Below are 19,141 nucleotides of genomic sequence, written 5' to 3'. Positions count from 1 at the left end.
GTGATCAGAGACGGATCACCTTGGGTTCAGCCACAATGCCAGCTGAAGGGGACTTTCCCCGCGTCCTATGCAGTGAAAGCGTCCTTCACCGCGTCACATGCGGGGAAAGGCCCCTTCAGCCCCCGGCGTGATCAGGTGGCGGCGTCGTCCAGCGCCTTGATGACCCGCTTCAGCGAGACCGGATGAGCCGTCCCGAGTGTCTGGGCGAAGAAGCTGACCCGCAGTTCCTCGATCATCCACCGGATCTCCCGCAGCGCGGGGGACGACGTTCCGGGCGGCACCGCGTCGAGCGCGGTCTGATACTCGTTGCGGAGCCACGCGATGTCGCCGGTGCGCTGGAGGTCGCGGGTCGGCTCGGTCGGGAGTTTCTCCAGCCGCCGTTCGATCCCGCGCAGGTACCGGACGACGTGCTTGAGCCTGCTCTGCCCGGTCTCGGTGACGAAACCCTTGTGCACCAGCCCGTCCAGCTGCGCCCGGATGTCCGCGAGCGAATCCGCCGGGCCGCGGGTGTCGGCCAGCCGCGTTTCGACGTCGTTCGCCGCGCGCAGGATCTTTTCGACGTTGGTCAGCACGTCCAGCACCCCGGCGTTCAGCCCGGCGCGCACCTTTTCCTGCAGGACGGCGAAACCGGCCTCGTCCCAGCGCGGACCGCCGTTGTCGGCCACGAGTTCGTCGACGGCGCAGTCGACACAGTCTTCGAGCAACGCCGCCACCGAACCGTGCGGGTTCCGGTTCAGCACGAGCTTCGACGAATTGCCCAGGTTGCGGGTGATGAACTTCATCGGCGACGGCAGGTTCAGCCGCAGCATCCGCCGCGTACCCGCCCACATCGACTGTTCCTGCTGCCCCGGCGTGTCCAGCAGCCGCACCGCCACGGTGCCGCCCTCGTCGACCAGCGCCGGATACGCCTTGACGTCGTGCCCGCGCTGCTTGCTCGCGAACACCTTCGGCAGCTCGCCGAACGCGGGCGTCGTCAGGCCTTGGCGCTCGATGCTGTCGGCGGCCTTGGAGATCGTCGCGCGCACCTGGCCGCTCAAATCCCGTTTGAGCGCCTCGATGTCCTTGCCCTCGGACACCTTCTTCCCGCGGACGTCGACCACGCGGAAGGTCATCTTCAAATGCTCGGGTACCGCCGAAAGCTGCCAGGCGTCGTCGGGGATCACCACCCCGCGCAAGGCCTCCAGCTCGTCGGCGGCGGCGTGCAGCAGCGGCCCGTCGGCCGGGCCGACCCGGGACAGCACCAGTTTCGCGTGATCGGGCGCCGGGACGAAGTTGCGCCGGATCGCCTTGGGCAGCGACTTGATCAGCTGCGTCACCAGTTCTTCGCGCAGGCCGGGGACCTGCCAGTCGAAGCCGTCCGGGGTGACCTGGTTCAGCACGGGCAGCGGGATGTGCACGGTGACACCGTCGGCGTCCGCACCCGGCTCGAACTGGTACGTGAGCTTGAAGGTCTGCGTGCCCTGGGTCCAGAAGTCGGGGTAGTCGGCCTCGCGCACGCCACCCGCGGTCTCGTTGATGAGCATCGTCTTCTCGAAGCTCAGCAGATCGGGCTCGGTGTGCCGCGCCTTCTTCCACCAGCTGTCGAAATGCCGCGCGGAGACGACGTCCGCCGGGACGCGCTGCTCGTAGAAGTCGAACAGCGTCTCGTCGTCGACCAGGATGTCTCGGCGGCGGGCCCGGTTCTCCAGATCCTCGACCTCGTCGAGCAGCGCGCGGTTCTCGCGGAAGAAGTGGTGCCTGGTCTCCCAGTCGCCTTCCACCAGCGCGTGCCGGATGAACAGCTCGCGGCTCATCTCCGGGTCGATCCGGCCGTAGTTGACGCGGCGGTCGGCGACCAGCGGGACGCCGTACAGCGTCACCTTCTCCAGCGCCATCACCGCGCCCTGCTTGCGCTCCCAGTGCGGCTCGGAATAGTTCCGCTTCACCACGTGCCCGGCGAGCGGCTCGACCCATTCCGGTTCGATCCGCGCGTTGACCCGGCCCCACAGGCGCGACGTCTCGACCAGTTCGGCCGACATCACGAACCGCGGCTGCTTCTTGAACAGCGCCGAACCCGGGAACACCGAGAACCGCGCCCCGCGCGCGCCGAGGTAGTCGCCCTTGGCCGGATCCTTGAGCCCCACATGCGACAACAGCCCGGCGATCAGCGACGTGTGCACACGTTGCGGATCGGCCGGGCCGGTGGTCTCGAGGGTGATGCCGAGCGGTTTGGCCAGCTGACGAAGCTGACTGAAGATGTCCTGCCATTCGCGGATGCGCAGGTAGTTCAGGTACTCGTTGCGGCACAACCGGCGGAACTGGTTGGTGGACAACGCCTTCTGCTGCTCGCTGACGTACTCCCACAGGTTCAGGTACGCCAGGAAGTCGGACGTCTTGTCGGCGAACCGCGCGTGCTGCTCGTCCGCCGCCTGCTGCTTCTCCGCCGGCCGCTCCCGGGGGTCCTGAATGGACAGTGCGGCGGCGATGATCATCACTTCGCGGACACAGCCGTTGCGCGAGGCCTCCAGGACCATCCGCGCCATCCGCGGGTCGACCGGGAGCAGAGCGAGCTTGCGGCCGGTCTCGGTGAGCTTCTTGCCGTCGCTCATGTCGAAGGCGCCGAGTTCCTGCAGCAACTGGACGCCGTCGGTGACCTGGCGGCGATCCGGCGGCTCCACGAAGGGGAACGCCGCGATGTCGCCGAGACCGAGCGAGGTCATCTGCAGGATGACCGACGCGAGGTTGGTCCGCAGGATCTCCGGATCGGTGAACTCGGGCCGCGCGTCGAAATCGTCTTCGGAGTACAGGCGGATGCAGATACCGTCGGAGGTACGCCCGCACCGGCCCTTGCGCTGGTTCGCCGACGCCTGCGAGACGGGCTCGATCGGCAGGCGCTGCACCTTGGTGCGATGGCTGTAGCGCGAGATCCGGGCGGTGCCCGGGTCGACGACGTACTTGATGCCCGGCACGGTCAGCGACGTCTCGGCGACGTTGGTGGCGAGCACGACGCGGCGCCCGGTGTGGCGCTGGAACACCCGATGCTGGTCCGACGACGAGAGCCGGGCGTACAGCGGGAGGATCTCGGTGTTCCTGAGGTCCTGCTTGGACAGTGCGTCCGCCGCGTCCCGGATCTCCCGCTCCCCGGAGAGGAACACCAGGATGTCTCCGGGGCCTTCGTGCTGGAGTTCGTCGACGGCGTCGCAGATGGCCTGCGTCTGGTCGCGGTCCTGATCGGCGTCCGGGTCGTCGGGGTCGATGATCGGCCGGTAGCGGACCTCGACCGGATACGTCCGGCCGGAGACCTCGACGATCGGCGCGTCGCCGAAGTGCTGGGAGAACCGTTCCGGGTCGATCGTCGCCGAGGTGATGATCACCTTGAGGTCGGGGCGGCGCGGCAGAAGCTGTTTGACGTAGCCGAGGATGAAGTCGATGTTGAGGCTGCGCTCGTGCGCCTCGTCGATGATCAGCGTGTCGTACTGCCGCAGCATCCGATCGGTCTGGATCTCGGCGAGCAGGATGCCGTCGGTCATCAGCTTGACCAGCGTGTCCTGGCCGGACTGGTCGGTGAACCGGACCTTGTAGCCGACGGCCTCGCCGAGTTCGGTGTTCAGTTCCGAGGCGATGCGGTCGGCGACCGTGCGCGCGGCCAGCCGTCTCGGCTGCGTGTGCCCGATCTGGCCCCGGATCCCGCGGCCGAGTTCGAGACAGATCTTCGGCAGCTGGGTCGTCTTCCCGGACCCGGTCTCGCCGGCGACGATCACCACCTGGTGGTCGCGGATGGCGGCGGCGATCTCGTCCTTGCGCTGGCTGACGGGCAGCTCTTCGGGGAACGAGATCTTCGGGACGCCGTCGCGGCGGCGGGTGACCCGCAGTTCCGCGGCCTCGATGTCGGCCTCGATCCGGACGGCGAGGTCCTCGGCGTTCCGCGCTTTCCGGGCACCGTCGAGCCGGCGCCGGAGGCGGTGCTCGTCGCGCGACATGAGTTCGGGCAGGCGAGCGCGCAGGGCGCCGAGCGGGGAAGTTGTGGAAGCCATGACCGGCACCAGGATAGCCGTGCGTGACGATCAGGGCTTCCGAATATGCCGGAGGCGACATCCAGCTGGTCAGGACCGGGTGAGCGACCCCGGCGTGAGGTCGGCGAGGGTGCGGTGACCGGACAGGCCCATGGTCAGGTCGAGGTCGGCGAGCAGGCTCCGCAGCACGTGCCGGACGCCGTCCTCCCCCGCGTGCGCGAGCCCGTACACCCACGGCCGTCCGACCAGGACGGCCTTCGCCCCGAGCGCGAGCGCCTTGGCGATGTCGGCGCCGGTGCGGATGCCGGAGTCGAACAGCACTTCGAGCCGGTCGCCGACCGCGGCCACGATCTCCGGGAGCACGTCGAGCGAGCCGACGGCGCCGTCGACCTGGCGTCCGCCGTGGTTGGACACGACGATCCCGTCCATCCCCGCTTCGACGGCGCGACGCGCGTCGTCGGGGTGCTGGATGCCCTTGAGCACGATCGGGCCGCCCCAGTGCTCGCGCAGGAACGGCAGCCGGTCCCACGTGCTGTCAGTGCCGGTGATCATCGAGATCCACCGCAGGATCGCGGTGGGCGAGTCCTCTTCGGGCGTCTTCTCCAGGAGGCCGCGGAACACCGGGTCGCTCAGCGGGACACCGAGGCCCTCGCCCTTGATGAACGGCAGGTACGCGTGGTCGAGGTCGTTCGGGCGCCACGCGAGGGTCCAGGTGTCGAGCGTGACCACGAGCGTGGTGAACCCCGCGGCCTTCGCCCGCGCCAGGATGCTCGCGCAGACGTCGTTGTCGGTCGGCCAGTACAGCTGGAACCAGCGCGGCCCGTCACCACTGGCCTCGGCGACGTCCTCGATGCTCGTCGAGGACGCCGTCGACATGATGTAGGGCAGGCCGACCGACGCCGCCGCCCGCGCGGCCGCCGGCTCGGCGCCCTCGTGCACGATCGACTGGACGCCGACCGGCGCCAGCAGCACCGGCGCCGGCAGGCTGGTCCCCAGGACCGTCGTCGACAGGTCGCGGTCGGTCGAACCGGTCATCATCCGGGGCACCAGGCGCCAGCGGTCGAACGCCTCGCGGTTGGCGCGCGCGGTGGCGCCCGAACCGGCCGAGCCCGCGACGTACCAGAACGGCCCGGGCTCCAGGATCTCCCGCGCCGAGTCCTCCAGCTTCGTGGCGTCGGTGGAGCACGGCGGGAAGATCCCGCCGAGCCCCTGCAGGTAGATCTCGTTCTGGTAGCCGCCGAACCGTTCGGTCACCCAGGCCTCCTCGTCACGTCGCCCGTGCCACCTCTTCGCGGCCTCGGCGGGTCGAACCCCTCCGGACGATACTCGCCGGTAGCAACCAGGTGAGTTTCTCGGAGCGGATGACCGCGACTGGACCGATCACGGCCAGCAGGAGGACATAGCCCGCGACGAACGGCGCGACCCGCGAATCCAGCCCGGCGGCGGTCGCCATCGCGGCGAGCACCAGCGAGAACTCACCGCGGGTGAGCACGGTCAGCCCGATGTTCACCCCGGCCTGGCGGTCGAACCCGTGCAGCCGCGCGGCCAGCGCGCCCGCGCCGAGGTTCAGCACGATCGTCAGGGCCACGGCGATCAGCACCGGCACGACCACCGAACCGACCGCGTTCGGGTCGATGCTGAGCCCGAAGATGAAGAAGAACAGCGCGCCGAACGCGTCCCGCAGCGGAAGCACCAGTTTGTGGATCCGCGGCGCGACCTTGGAGCCGCCGAGCATCATGCCGACCATGAACGCGCCGATGGCGTCGGACACCCCGACCTCTTCGGCCACGGCGGCGCCCATGACGGCGACACCGACGAAGCAGACGGTCAGGAGCTCGTCGTCGGCCGAACCGAACAGCTTCGACACCACGCGGCCGCCCCAGCGGGCGAGCGCGGCCATCACGATCAGGAACGCGAAGGCCTTGCCGAAGTCGGCCGCGGCCGAGCCGAACGTCCCGGCACCGGACAGCACCGGCTGCAGCAACGCCAGGTACAGCGCGAGGAACAGGTCCTCGATCACGATGATGCCCATGATCAGCCGGGATTCGGGGTTGTTCATCCGGCGCGCTTCGAGCAGGAGTTTGGTGACGATCGCGGACGACGAGATACCGATGGCACCGGCGATGACCAGCGCTTCCCTGGTCCCCCAGCCGAGCAGGAAGCCGAAGGCGAGCCCGCCGCCGATGTTGAGGATCAGGTAGATCAGCCCGGACCAGACGAGTTTGCGCCCGCCTTTGGCGAGGTCGTCGAGGGAGAACTCGAGGCCGAGGTAGAACAGGAGGAAGACGAGACCGAGACCGGCGAGCACACCGAGCTCGCTCGGATCGTCCACAAGGGACAGTCCGGGAGTGTTGGGGCCGAAGACGAATCCGGCCAGCATGAACAGGGGGATGGTGGGCAGCCCGATGCGGGCGCCGGCTCTGGCGATGACACCGGCGGCGAGGAACGCCCCGCCGACGGCCAGCAAGGCATGACCGGAACTCATGGAGACCTCCGATGGTGGCTGATGCGGCTATGGGGACCGGATCAGCGCGGAGGTGCGCGCGCGGGCGCCTGGGGCACCGCACGGCTGATGACGACGGATTCGCCCTGCTCAGGGGCGGGTCCGGCATCGAGGAGCTCGACGGTCGCCGTCTCGGCGGGCACGTCGGCGAGAGGAACGGCTTGGCCGCCGTGGAAGGCGGGCAGAGGATGGGTCGCGAAGACGGCGACGGGGTCTTCCTTCGCCACGCGGCCGTGCCCGTGGGGAACGGTGGGCGTGACGAAGGCGAAGACGAGCAAGATCAGCAGAAAGAAGACGGAACGGTGCCGTGGGGCGGGGGCACTGTTCTTCATCATCTGACCGCCACTTTACCAGTCCTTTATAGACAAATCGACGAGAGATCTGTCACGGGTCCCGCCACATGGGCAGCATCGGTGGCCCTCCCTCGACCGAGAAAGCCCGGCCGTGATCACGGAAACCCAATCGCCGGTACAGGTTCGCGCTCTCCTGGCTGCTGGCCTCCAGGTACGCGGGCACGGCGCCGTTGCGGTCGAATCCGTGCCGAAGGAGCCGTGCGCCGATCCCCTGGCGCTGAGCCCTCTTGCGGACGCCGATGAACTGCGCGTGGTGGTACTCGCCGCCGGGAGCGTGCTTCTCCATCAACTCGGACAACGCGGCGAGCCTGCCCAGTTCTTCCCCGGTGAGCCCGGCGAACGCGTCACCGTCCATGTCCTCCTCGCCGCCGGGCGTCCAGAGGACGGCGGCGGACAGGTCGCCGGTGACGTCGACGTGGCCGCCCGCGGCCAGCGTCCCGCGCATGATCGCGCGATGGAAGATCGGCAACGCCACCGCGCGGCGCTCGTCGCCGGGAAAGACCCACACGCTGACCGGGTCTTCGTGGAAGGCCTCGGACAGCACGTCGACCACGGTGTCCATTTCGGACGGTTCGGCGGCGCGCACGATCATCGTCCGGACCTCAGCCGGGTGGGTTCTTCCTCGTCTTCGAGCGGGCCGCCGATCGCGGCGTACGTCTCGGGATCCCTGGTCCGCAGCACTTCCGCACGCAGGAAACCCACCAACGCCGCGAGGACGATCAGGCCGGGCAGGCCCCAGCGCAACAGGAAAGTCCCCGCCGGCCCGAGCAGCAGATCGAAGTTGATCAGGATCAGCCCGAGGACGGACGACAACGCGAGGATCGCCAGCCCCGGCGCGATCCAGCGGCGCCAGGCGTTTTCGGCGTCGCGGCGCCGTTTGAAAAAGCCGATCACCGAAAGCGAGACGGCGATCATGATCACCACGACACCGGTCGACGCCGTCGCGCCGAGCCACGTGAACAGTTCCGTCACCGGGTCGCGCTGCGCGATCGCGAACAACGACACCACCACCAGCCCGAGCGCGGTCTGCGCGAGCGAACCGGCCACCGGGGCGCCGGTGCGCTTGCTGGTCTTGGCCAGCGAACGCGGCAGCAGCCCCTCCCGGCCCAGCGCGAAGAAATACCGCGCGACGGCGTTGTGGAAGCTCAGCAGCGCCGCGCATTGACCGGTCACGAAAAGCGTGTACGCGATGTCGGAGAACGTGCCTCCGAGATGCTGGCCGGCCAGATTGAACAGCAAATCCGGGCCCTGCGCGGCCGCGGTGGTGACGATGACGTCGGGTCCGGCGCCCACGGCCAGCGCGAGCGACGAGACGACGTAGAGCACCGCCGTGAGACCGATCGCGGCGAACGTCGCCCGGCCGACCGTGCGGCTGGGTTCGCGAGTCTCCTCGCCGTAGGTCGCCGCGCCCTCGAAGCCGATGAACGCGGCGGCGGAGAACGCGAACACCGCGCCCACACCGGTGGTGAACAGGCTCGACGGCTCCAGCGGCACCCAGGAAACGCTTCCTCCCGCGGGATTCGCGAACAGCGCGATGTCGACGATCGCGACGACGGCGACCTCGAGGCACAACGCCACCCCGAGCACCTTGGCGTTGAGATCGACCCGCAGGACCCCGAGCGCGCCGACGATCACCACCATCACCAGCGCGCACAGCCACCACGGCGGCGGGGACCCCGTGAGCGTGCCGAGCCAGGTCGACACCGACCAGCCGAACAGGCCGTAGATGCTGATCTGGATGGCGTTGTAGCTGATCAGCGTGACGAACGCGATCCCGGCGCCGGTGGATTTGCCGACACCGTTGGCGACATAGGGATAGAAGGCGCCCGCGTTGGTGATGTAGCGGCTCATCGCCGCGTACCCCACCGCGAACAGCCCCAGGATCGGAGCGAGCAGGAGGAACGACAGCGGGACACCGACACTGCCGGTGACCGCGTAGTTCGTCGGGACCCCGCCCGCGATGGCGAACAGCGGACCCGCCGCCGCCACCACGAAGAAGACGATCTGGGCGGCTCCGAGCCGCCGATGGCCGAGACCGCGCCGCGGTCTGTGCGTACCCATGAACCCGTCCCCCGGACGTCGGTTTGGCGGCGAACGCGTTCGATCCGCGTTCTTGATCTTGTCAAAGCCATCCCACCCTAGGGCCGGGCAACCCGGCTAGGTACGTCCGTTCAGGCTAAAAACGGACCTCGGGTCGCAGTGGTCCACCGGCTACCGCTACTTTGGCCGTCCCGCACTACAACGCCGGAGGGCGTGCCATTCATGCGTCGGCTGACGTTGGTCGATTCCCTGTTCTTCCTCGCCCACGACGAGTTCACCGGAAAACCCGCGCTGCGCCGCACGGGACTCGGCATCGGAATGGCCGGTTCCGCGCTCTGTGATCTCCTCCTCGCCGAGCGGATCACCGTGGAACGCAAGCGAATCCGGCCACTGACGCGGCGAGGCCTCGCCCATCCCGCACTCGATCGGGTGTTCTCGGAAATCCTCGGCGAGCGCGAGTGGCACACCGTCCGGGAATGGGTCGACCACCTCCGCCAGGATCTCGGGGAAACGGTCGCGAACAATCTGCTCACCGCGGGAGTGATCAACCGCGAGACCGACCGTGTGCTCATGCGAAAAAATCACCGGTACCCGCCGCGGGATCTGCTGATGTCGACGGCCGCGCGCAGCAAGGCGAGGGCCGCGGTACTCGGTACCGACCGGCCGGATCCGCATTCGGTCTGCCTGGCCCTGCTGGCCTGGACCATCGGTCTCGACGATCTCTGCGAACCGGAACTCGACCGCGCCGGCCTGCGGGCCTGGGCCGAGGCCACGCACCGGGAGCTCCCGAGGGCGCTCGCCGAGCTGATCTCGGGAGTGGACGCGGTGGGGGCCGCGGTCGTCTACACCGGCGACAGGCGGTGACCGGCGGTAGGGTGACGCCATGCCCACCGGCCGTGATCACGACGTCGTGCTGTTCGGCGCCACCGGGTTCACCGGTGGACTGACAGCGGAGTACCTCGCGCGCGCCGCGCCACCCGGCCTGCGCCTCGCCTTGGCCGGACGCGATCCCGGCAAGCTGGAAGCGTTGCGGGAAAAGCTTTTCTCGGTCAACCCGGACTTCGGCGCTCTGCCACTGCTGCGGGCCGACGTCTCCGATGTGGACTCGCTGCGGAAGGTCGCGGAATCCACGAAGGTCGTCGCCACCACGGTCGGCCCGTATGTCCACTACGGGGAGCCGTTGGTCGCCGCGTGTGCCGACGCCGGGACCGACTACGCGGATCTGTGCGGCGAGCCCGAGTTCGTCGACAGGATGTACGTCGCCCATCACGCCCGCGCGGCCGAGACGGGCGCGCGGCTGGTGCACGCGTGCGGTTTCGATTCGATCCCGCACGACCTCGGCGTCCTCTTCACGGTTTCCCGGCTGCCCCAAGGGAAACCGATCCGGATCGACGGCTACGTGCGCGCGGGCGCGCTCCCGTCGGGCGGCACGTTCCTTTCCGCGCTGACCGCGTTTTCCCGGCTGCCTTCGAGTTTCCGCGCCGCCCGGGATCGCGCCGCGGCCGAACCACGGCCGGTGGACCGCCGGGCGCGTGCCCCGCTCGGCACCCCGCATCGCAGCCCCGACGGTTTCTGGGCGGTACCACTGCCGACCATCGACCCGATGATCGTCGAACGTTCCGCCGCCGCGCTCCCCGCGTACGGCCCCGACTTCACGTACCGGCATTACGCGGCGGTCAAACGGCTTCCGATGGTGGCCGCCGGTGCCGCCGGGATGGGTCTCGTCTTCGGCGCCGCCCAGATCCCGCCCGCGCGGCGGGCGCTGTCGAAGCTGCTGAAGCCCGGCGGCGGCCCGGACGAGGCCAGGCGGGCCCGGTCCTGGTTCTCCGTGCGGTTCCACGCCGAGAGCGGCGGTGAGCGCGTCGTGACCGAGGTGTCCGGCGGCGATCCGGGTTACGGCGAGACCGCGAAGATGCTCGGCGAATCCGCCCTTTGCCTGGCGCTGGACGACCTGCCCGTGACGGCCGGGCAGGTGACCACGGCGAGCGCGATGGGGCAGGCGCTGATCGACAGGCTGAGCGATGCCGGCCTGCGCTTCGCGACCCTGCCCCACCGCGCTGCCTGACTAGCCGCCTGCGGGCTCCGCCCTATCCGCGCCGCCGGGACACCCGGGCCGCCATCCTTTATCGAGGAGAAGGGCAAACGTGTCGTGTTCGCGGTCGGGTCGCGCCGAGCCTCCAGCGTCGCGGATCTGGCCGTCCGACGAGAGCCGGCCCCACCCTGACTGTCTACAAAGGACACTTTTTGCGAGTAAATGTCTGATTGATGCCTATTTGCACGCTTTGCGAGCGGGGTCGTGAGTGGCAATGCGCGTTCTAACCCTCTTTGCCACTCACGACCCCCTCGAAAACCGCACGTACAGCCATCAACCGGACATTCAGCCGTCAGAGAGTGCCCCCGTGACACTTGAGGAAGCCTTGAAGCCAGCGAAGGAGTCCTTCATCGCAGAGGCTCGGTCACGCCACCTTTGACTTACCCCTCAATAGAACCGTCCTGGCCACTCACGAGGCCAGCAGGTCCTCGGCGGTCCGCGTGTTGATCACCCGGTCCGGCTCGATCCCCAGCTCGGTGGCCCGAACGCAGCCGTAAACCAGCCAGTCCAGCTGGCCCGGCGCGTGAGCGTCGCTGTCGATCGCGAACTCGCAGCCCAGGTCCACGGCCAGGTTCAGCAGCCGCGTCGGCGGATCCCGGCGCTCGGGACGCGAGTTGATCTCGACGGCGACCCCGTTGTCCCGGCACGCGGTGAACACCGCCTCCGCGTCGAACTCCGACTCGGGCCGCTTCCCGCGCGCCCCCATCACCAGCCGCCCGGTGCAGTGCCCCAGCACCCGCACCCGCGGGTGCTGCACGGCCGCGAGCATCCGCGGCGTCATCTCCTTCGCGGGCATCCGCAGTTTCGAATGCACGCTCGCGACGACGAAGTCCAATTGCTCCAACAGGTCTTCCTCTTGGTCCAACGTGCCGTCGAGGTGGATGTCGACCTCGATGCCGTGCAGGATCCGGAACGGCGCCATCGTCTCGTTCAGTTCCGCGACGACGTCCATCTGCCGCCGCAGCCGTTCGGGCGAGAGGCCGTTGGCGACGGTCAGCCGCGGCGAGTGATCCGTCAGCACCATCCATTCGTGCCCGAGCGTGCGGGCGGCCTCGGCCATTTCCTCGATCGGGCTCCCGCCGTCGGACCAGTCCGAATGGGTGTGGCAGTCGCCGCGCAACGCCGCCCGCATCGGACCGCCGTCGGGCAGCTCCGGCTCGCCGAGCTTCTCGAAGTACGCGGGACGACGCCCGGCGAGGACGTCTTCGACGACGGCCGCGGTCGCCTTGCCGATATTCGGCAACGCGGTCAGCGTCCCGGCCTCGGCACGTTTGCGCAGGTCGTCCGGCTTGACCTTGGCGATCACCGAGGCCGCCTGCCGGAAGGCGCGCACCCGGTAGGTCGGCTCGCCCGCGCGCTCCAGCCGGAACGCGATCTCCCTCAACGCCTGCGCCGGTTCCATGGCTACCTGTCTACCCCGTCAGCGGCGAAGAGGCAGCTCATGCAGAGCGACGTCGCACAGTTCGCCGTCGCGGATCTCGGCGGTCTGATACGTGCAGAACGGCTGACGGCGCCGATCGGTCGGCGAGCCGGGGTTCAGCAGCCGCAGCCCCTTCGGCGTGACCGTGTCCCAAGGGATGTGGCTGTGCCCGAAAACGAGGACGTCGGTATCCGGGAACAGTTCGTCACAGCGACGCTCGCGCCCCTGTTTGCCGCCGGTTTCGTGGATGACCGCCAGGCGGACGCCGTCGAGTTCGGCGCGCGCGACCTCGGGAAGCCGCGCCCGCAGCTCCACGCCGTCGTTGTTGCCGTAGACCCCGATGAGCCGCTTGCTCCGGGCCTCGAGTTCGTCCAGCAGAGCGACCTCGACCCAGTCGCCGGCGTGGACGACGACGTCCGCCGCGTCGACCTCGCGCCAGACCTGATCCGGCAGCACCTTCGCCCGCGGCGGAAGGTGCGTGTCGGCGATGAGCAGCAGGCGCAACATTCGTCTCCGATCGGTGACGAGGAACTGTCCGAATTGGAGCGTCCACACTGGACCCCGCGCTCGGCGTCACCGGGGAACGAGGTTACGGCGTGTTGTGCGCCGAACACATCACGCGAGCGGACCAGGGCCGTGACTTCGACTTTCTCGCCAGAGTGAGCGAAAACCCGGAACCTGACACCCAGTGACCACCCGACGGAGTGACCGCTCACCCAACCGGGCGAGTTGCAAGCCCACAAAACGCGCCCCGTATCTTGAACGTACGTCCGGAACGCGTGGAAGGCCCGGATGTTCGATCACGACGTCCGGCGTGCTCGCCGGACCGTGGAGGGTGGAGAGTTGCCGCAGGAACCGCGCTGGCCCGAGTCCCATGCCGAGCAGACGGACATTCTCCCGGTCGTCACGCCCGGGTTCGCGGAGTCTGCCACGCCGCAGGAGCCCGCGCCACCGAAACGCCGTCGCAGCTATCGCAAGGCCGCCCTCATCGGCGGCGGCGTGCTCGGCCTGCTGGTCGTCGCGTACGCCCTCGACGTGCTGGTCTCCCAGGGCAGCGTCCCCCGCGGCGTCACCGTCGCCGGGGTCGACGTCGGCGGGATGGACCGCGCGGCCGCCGAGAAGGAGCTCAGGGGCGGCATCGAGCCGCGGCTGACCCGGCCGGTGAAGGTCGTCGCGGGCGACACCGAGGAGTCGCTGGCGCCGACGGCGGCGGGCCTCCGCCTCGACTGGCCCGCCACCCTCGACCAGGCGGGCGATCAGCCGCTGAACCCGTTCACGCGGGTCGCGTCGTTCTTCACCACCACCGAGGTCGGCGTCGTCACGCAGACCGAGGACGCCAAGCTCACTCCCGCGCTGGAGAACCTGCGCGACAAGATCGACCGCGACCCCGTCGAGGGCACCGTCCGCTTCGAGGAGGCCAGGCCGGTCGCCGTCGAACCGAAGACCGGGCAGAAGCTCGACGTCGAGGCCGCCAAGCAGACGATCCTGGACCGCTGGGCCAGCGGCGAGCCGCTCACCCTCGCGGTCACCCAGACCCCGGTCAAGGTCTCGCCGGAAGCCGTCCACGCCGCTCTCGAGCAGGTCGCGAAGCCCGCCGTGGCGGCGCCGATCGTGATCAAGGGCGAGGGCAAGGACGCGATCGTCAAGCCGGACGCCATCGCGGGCGCGCTCACCTTCGAGCCCGTCGACGGCGGCGTGCTGAACCCGAAGGTCGACAACAACAAGATCATCGAGGCCGCGGGTCCGCAGCTGAAGTCCACCGAGAAGGAGGGCAAGGACGCGCAGATCGTCTTCGAAGGCGGCAAGCCGACCGTCCAGCCCTCCGAGGACGCCAACGTCGTCGACTGGGAGCCGAGCCTGAAGCCGGTGCTCGACGTGCTCAAGCGCACCGGTGCCCGCGACCTGCCGGTGACCTACAAGAAGACCCCCGCCAAGGTGACCACCGAGCAGGCGAACCAGCTCGGCATCAAGGAGGTCGTCAGCGAGTTCAAGACCGGCGGGTTCGCCGCGGACTCGGGGACGAACATCCGGGTCGTGGCGCAGAAGGTCAACGGCGCCATCGTGAAGCCGAACGAGATGTTCAGCCTCAACGGGTTCACCGGGCCGCGCGGTGCGGCGCAGGGCTACGTCGAGGCCGGGGTCATCAAGGACGGCGCGCCCGGCCGCGAGGTAGGCGGCGGGATCTCACAGTTCGCGACCACGCTGTACAACGCCTCGTACTTCGCCGGCATGAAGGACACCGAGCACAAGGAACACAGCTACTACATCAGCCGCTACCCCGCCGCGCGCGAGGCGACGGTGTTCCAGAACCACGGCGGCGGCAGCGTGATCGACCTGAAGTTCACCAACGACGGTGACACCGGCGTCGCGATCCAGACCATCTGGTCGCCCTCGGACATCACGATCCGGCTGTGGGGCACCAAGAAGTACACCGTGGAGTCGATCCCGGGCGGCCGTACCAACCCGTCCGAGCCGCCGACGAAGCCCGGTCCCGCCGAGAACTGCAAGCCCAGCAACGGCGCGCCCGGCTTCACCACCTCGGACACCCGGGTCATCAAGGACGCCGCGAGCGGCCGCGAAGTCCGGCGCCACACCCGGAACGTGCACTACAACCCGCAGCCGAAAATCACCTGCGGTACGGAGTAATTTTCACCCGGACGCGTTCACCGAGCGCGTCCGGGGAGGTACGCTCAGTGGCCGACCCGACTGAACGGGGGTGGCCACCTCGTGACCTCGAAGGCGACCTTCCGGCAGATCCTCGCGGTCGGTGAACTGCGGGCCATCTGGTTCGCGGAACTCCAGTCCATCCTCGGCGACCAGGTGGCCAGGGTCGCCCTGTCGGTGCTGGTGTTCCAGCGGACCCAGTCGGCGACCTGGCCCGCGCTGACCTACGCGCTCACCTACCTTCCCGACCTGATCGGCGGACCGCTGCTCGGCGGCCTCGCGGACCGGTTCCCGCGCCGCGCGGTGATGGTCTACTCCGACGTCGTCCGGGCGCTCCTGGTCGCGGTCCTCGCCATTCCCGGCATCCCGCTGCCCGTGCTCGCCGCCGTCCTGGTGGTGGTGCAGCTGGCGAACGCGCCGTTCACCGCGGCACAGGCCGCCGTCCTGCCGTCGGTGCTGAGCGGGGACTCCTACGTGCTCGGCCAGTCGTTGCTGAAGATCACCAACCAGGTCGGCCAGCTCGCCGGATTCGCACTGGGCGGCGCGGTGATCGCGGCGGTCGGGACCGGCCGGGGACTCGCGCTCGACGCGGTGACGTTCGCTGTCTCCGCGATCGTCCTGCGGCTCGGTGTCCGCGCCCGGCCCGCGACGGGAGCCGCCGGACCGGCGACGTCGACCCTGAGGCGGCTTTCGGCGGGCGCCCGCACGATCTGGCACGACCGGCGGTTGCGCGCGCTGGTCGGGCTGGCGTGGCTCGCGGGGTTCGTGATCGTGCCGGAAGGGCTCGCCGTGCCCTACGCCGCGGAGATCGGCGGCGGGGCGGTGACGGCGGGCCTGCTGCTCGCCGCGCATCCGCTGGGGATCGTGCTCGGGGTGTTCGTGCTGGGCCGCCTCGTGCGTCCCGAAGTCCGGCTGCGGATGGTCGGGATACTGGCGCTGGGCGCGATCGTGCCACTCGCGGCGTTCTGGTTCCGGCCGTCGCTCCCCTACGCCGCCGGACTGCTCGTGCTGTCCGGGATGTGCGCGGCCTACCAGGTCACCGCGAGCACCACGTTCATGCGGCTGGTCCCCGACACCGAACGAGGCCAGGCGTTCGGCCTCGCCGGGTCGGGACTCATCGCCGTGCAGGGAATCGGGCTGATCGCCGGCGGCCTGCTCGTCGGCGTACTCGGTTCACCCGCGACGACGGTCTCGGTCATCGCACTCGCCGGTCTCGTAGTGGCTGTTCCGGCCACCCGGGCTTGGCGCCACGTGGCCCCGCTTCACCCCCTTTGACCGGAACCGGATATTCACCAGTTCTGCCCGCGCATGGAGCTCACCCCCTCCGAGTCCCGATCCCGGTCACGCGTGGTGCACCCACGCCTACCCATACAGCGTAGTGACACCTAGTATCCAACCGATTACGTTCGTCACCGTGGCGCTAACGAATTGGGCGCTGTGGCGGCTGCCCAATCGAGGTTTGATCGGCTTCGTCCTCCTGGTGGACGTCGCGGCGATCGCCGGATCCGCCTGGACTTTTCTCCTCGTCCCGTTCACCCCGGGTGACGCCCTCCCCTTCGCGATCCTGATCGCCAGCGTCGTGCTGTACACGGAATTGTCGCGGCCGGTGGAGCGAGTAAGGGAACGGTTCGCGGGCACGCCGCACATCTCGCTCGACAGTGTCTGGACCTTCGCCGCCGTGCTCCTGGTGCACCCCGGGCTCGCCGCGCTGGTCATCGCGGTGTCGTTCTTCTACCGCTGGTTCCGAGGCCAGCCGAATCCGCTGTTCCGGCGGACGTTCTCCACGTCGGCGACCGTGCTCTCGGGCTTCGCGGCCAACGCCTTCCTCACCCGGTACGCGGTCCCGTTCGACGTCCTCCCCCGCGACCTCCGCTCGTTCGGGCTGGTGGTCGCGGCGGGCGGGGTGTTCCTGCTGGTCAACACCGTGCTGATGACGATCGCGGTGTACTACGGCACTCCGCACGAAAGGCTGAGCAAGGCACTGGCGAAGCCGTTCGAGTACGCGCTCGAGACGGCGACGATCGCGCTCGGCATCATCGTCGCGTGGGCGCTGCGGGACTGGCCGGTGGTGCTGCTGCTGGTCGTCGGGATCACGCTGGTGCTGCACCGCGGCGTGCTGCTGCGGCAGCTGAAACGGCAGGCGCGCAGCGACGCCAAGACCGGGCTGCTCAACGCCAAGGCGTGGCGCGAGGCCGCGTCCGACGAACTCGACCGCGCGCGGCGCGCGGGACGGCACACCAGCCTGCTGATGCTCGACGTCGACCGGTTCAAACTGATCAACGACCGGCACGGGCACCTGGTCGGCGACCGGTATCTCGCCGCCATCGCGGAAACGCTGCGCACCGAGGTGCGCGGCACGGATCTGGTCGGGCGGTTCGGCGGCGAGGAGTTCGTCGTCCTGCTGCCCGGTACGCCCGCCGTGCACGCCCACGCGATCGCGGAGCGGATCCGGTCGAGCATCGCGGGCCGGGCGGATGACCTGCCGGAGCACGTGACCGTGTCGATCGGGCTGGCCGACCGGCCGGGCGTGACCGACCTCGACGCGGTGATCGCCGTCGCGGACCGGGCGCTTTACGAGGCCAAGAACACCGGGCGGAACCGGACGTCGGGCTACCAAGTCACCGGCTGACACTGGGTCGCGCGCGCTATGAAAGGCCCGTTACTTGCAAATTTTGCAAGTAACGGGCCTTTCATAGCGCGCTTTGGGGGTTACGGAAGGCCGGCGAGGGACTTCTCGAGGACGGAGTCGGGCAGCGCGTTGTCGACGATGTCGCCCGCCAGGTACGCGCCGTACGCCGGGAGGTCGAGGTGCGCGTGGCCGCACAGCGCGGTCAGGATCACCTTCTCCTCACCGGTTTCCTTGCATCGCAACGCTTCCTGGATGCAGGCGGCGAGCGCGTGCGTCGGCTCGGGTGCCGGGATGATGCCCTCGGTGCGGGCGAACTGGACACCCGTGGCGAAGCAGTCCTCCTGCCCGATGGCGATCGCGTCGATGAGCCCGAGTTCGTAGATGTGCGAGATCAGCGGTGACATCCCGTGGTAGCGCAGGCCACCTGCGTGGATGGGGTCGGGAATGAAATCGTGACCGAGGGTGTGCATCTTCAGCAACGGCGTCAGCCCCGCGGTGTCCCCGAAGTCGTACGCGTACTTCCCCCGGGTGAGCGTGGGGCAGGCCGCCGGTTCGACCGCGCGGATCACCGGGTCCATCCGCCCGGCGAGTTTCTCGCGCAGGAACGGGAAGGCGAGCCCGCCGAAGTTGGAGCCGCCGCCGGTGCAGCCGACGAGCACGTCCGGGGTGTCCCCGGCCAGTTCGAACTGCTTCAGCGCCTCTTCGCCGATGATCGTCTGGTGCAGCAGCACATGGTTGAGCACGCTGCCGAGGGCGTAGCGGGTGTTCTCCGCCTGCGCCGCCTGCTCGACGGCCTCGCTGATCGCGATGCCGAGGCTCCCGGTCGACGCGGGGTCGGCGGCCAGGATCGCGCGGCCGGATTCGGTCAGCGTCGACGGGCTGGGGTGCACCGTGGCCCCGAACGTCTCCATCATCAGCTTGCGATACGGCTTCTGGTCGTACGAAGCGCGGACCTGCCACACCTCGCATTCGAGCCCGAAGGTGGCGCAGGCGAACGCGAGCGCGCTCCCCCACTGCCCGGCGCCGGTCTCCGTGGTCAGCCTGGTGACGCCTTCCGCCGCGTTGTAGAACGCCTGCGGCACGGCGGTGTTGGGCTTGTGCGAGCCGACCGGGCTGACGCCTTCGTACTTGTAGTAGATGCGGGCGGGAGTACCGAGCGCCTTCTCCAGCCGCCTCGCGCGGAACAGCGGCGACGGGCGCCAGAGCCGGTAGACGTCCAGGACCTCTTCCGGGATGTCGACGTACCGTTCGGTGGTGACCTCTTGGGCGATGAGCGCCTGGGGGAACAGCGGCGCGAGATCGTCCGGGCCGATCGGCTCGCGTGTGCCCGGATGCAGGGGCGGCGGTGGTGGCTCCGGCAGATCCGGGATGACGTTGTACCACCGGGTCGGCAGGTCTGCTTCGTCGAGGATGTACTTCGTCCGCTCCGCCATTGAGCCTCCTCCGTC

At 69.2% G+C, this 19,141-nt stretch carries 14 protein-coding genes; 5 read left to right on the top strand and 9 right to left on the bottom strand.

Annotated elements, in window-relative coordinates; genetic code table 11:
- Positions 1 to 131: 131 nt before the first annotated feature.
- From hrpA to BKN51_RS00910, 6 genes are all read right to left on the bottom strand, one after another.
- Positions 132 to 4,013 carry an ATP-dependent RNA helicase HrpA gene (hrpA, locus tag BKN51_RS00935; RefSeq protein ID WP_101612987.1) on the bottom strand — a complete coding sequence of 1,294 codons (3,882 nt, stop codon included), beginning with the start codon at positions 4,011 to 4,013 and terminating at the stop codon, positions 132 to 134.
- Positions 4,014 to 4,082: 69 nt separating this feature from the next.
- The gene (locus tag BKN51_RS00930) at positions 4,083 to 5,246 is read right to left on the bottom strand and encodes a lactate 2-monooxygenase (protein ID WP_101605793.1); all 1,164 of its coding nucleotides are present in this window, start codon (positions 5,244 to 5,246) and stop codon (positions 4,083 to 4,085) included.
- A gap of 13 nt (positions 5,247 to 5,259) precedes the next feature.
- A complete protein-coding gene (locus tag BKN51_RS00925) occupies positions 5,260 to 6,477 on the bottom strand; it encodes a cation:proton antiporter (RefSeq protein ID WP_101605792.1) in 1,218 nt (405 codons plus the stop codon).
- 41 nt (positions 6,478 to 6,518) lie between these two features.
- On the bottom strand, positions 6,519 to 6,830 hold the full coding sequence (locus BKN51_RS00920) for a hypothetical protein (protein ID WP_101605791.1): 312 nt from the start codon (positions 6,828 to 6,830) through the stop codon (positions 6,519 to 6,521).
- 49 nt (positions 6,831 to 6,879) lie between these two features.
- Positions 6,880 to 7,440 carry a GNAT family N-acetyltransferase gene (locus BKN51_RS00915; protein ID WP_101605790.1) on the bottom strand — a complete coding sequence of 187 codons (561 nt, stop codon included), beginning with the start codon at positions 7,438 to 7,440 and terminating at the stop codon, positions 6,880 to 6,882.
- Positions 7,437 to 8,909, bottom strand: coding sequence for an APC family permease (locus BKN51_RS00910; protein WP_101605789.1), 1,473 nt, complete (start codon positions 8,907 to 8,909; stop codon positions 7,437 to 7,439). Before BKN51_RS00910 ends, BKN51_RS00915 begins: the two co-directional genes overlap by 4 nt.
- Positions 8,910 to 9,110: 201 nt before the next feature.
- Here BKN51_RS00910 and BKN51_RS00905 point away from each other — a divergent pair, with 201 nt between their 5' ends.
- The gene (locus BKN51_RS00905) at positions 9,111 to 9,752 is read left to right on the top strand and encodes a GOLPH3/VPS74 family protein (RefSeq protein WP_101605788.1); all 642 of its coding nucleotides are present in this window, start codon (positions 9,111 to 9,113) and stop codon (positions 9,750 to 9,752) included.
- A gap of 19 nt (positions 9,753 to 9,771) precedes the next feature.
- Positions 9,772 to 10,953 (top strand): saccharopine dehydrogenase family protein, encoded by a 1,182-nt coding sequence (locus BKN51_RS00900; RefSeq protein WP_101605787.1) that lies wholly within the window; start codon positions 9,772 to 9,774, stop codon positions 10,951 to 10,953.
- Positions 10,954 to 11,389: 436 nt separating this feature from the next.
- Here BKN51_RS00900 and BKN51_RS00895 read toward each other — a convergent pair whose 3' ends face one another.
- Entirely contained in the window at positions 11,390 to 12,382 is a 993-nt protein-coding gene (locus BKN51_RS00895; RefSeq protein ID WP_101605786.1) for a PHP domain-containing protein, read from the bottom strand.
- Positions 12,383 to 12,400: 18 nt separating this feature from the next.
- The gene (locus BKN51_RS00890; RefSeq protein WP_101612986.1) at positions 12,401 to 12,904 is read right to left on the bottom strand and encodes a metallophosphoesterase family protein; all 504 of its coding nucleotides are present in this window, start codon (positions 12,902 to 12,904) and stop codon (positions 12,401 to 12,403) included.
- 288 nt (positions 12,905 to 13,192) lie between these two features.
- Here BKN51_RS00890 and BKN51_RS00885 point away from each other — a divergent pair, with 288 nt between their 5' ends.
- The 3 genes from BKN51_RS00885 (at position 13,193) to BKN51_RS00875 (ending at position 17,693) form a co-directional block, all read left to right on the top strand.
- Positions 13,193 to 15,046, top strand: coding sequence for a VanW family protein (locus BKN51_RS00885; RefSeq protein ID WP_101605785.1), 1,854 nt, complete (start codon positions 13,193 to 13,195; stop codon positions 15,044 to 15,046).
- 81 nt (positions 15,047 to 15,127) lie between these two features.
- Positions 15,128 to 16,339, top strand: coding sequence for an MFS transporter (locus BKN51_RS00880; RefSeq protein WP_101605784.1), 1,212 nt, complete (start codon positions 15,128 to 15,130; stop codon positions 16,337 to 16,339).
- A 139-nt stretch (positions 16,340 to 16,478) separates the two neighbouring features.
- Positions 16,479 to 17,693, top strand: a complete 1,215-nt coding sequence (locus BKN51_RS00875) for a GGDEF domain-containing protein (RefSeq protein ID WP_233224296.1) — start codon at positions 16,479 to 16,481, stop codon at positions 17,691 to 17,693.
- An 80-nt stretch (positions 17,694 to 17,773) separates the two neighbouring features.
- Here BKN51_RS00875 and BKN51_RS00870 read toward each other — a convergent pair whose 3' ends face one another.
- Positions 17,774 to 19,126, bottom strand: coding sequence for a TrpB-like pyridoxal phosphate-dependent enzyme (locus BKN51_RS00870; RefSeq protein WP_101605782.1), 1,353 nt, complete (start codon positions 19,124 to 19,126; stop codon positions 17,774 to 17,776).
- Positions 19,127 to 19,141 lie beyond the last annotated feature (15 nt).

The sequence above is a fragment of the Amycolatopsis sp. BJA-103 genome, from assembly GCF_002849735.1.
Taxonomy (GTDB): domain Bacteria; phylum Actinomycetota; class Actinomycetes; order Mycobacteriales; family Pseudonocardiaceae; genus Amycolatopsis.
The sequence above is the reverse complement of the archived record's forward strand: the minus strand, read 5'-3'. Positions and strand labels throughout refer to the sequence as shown.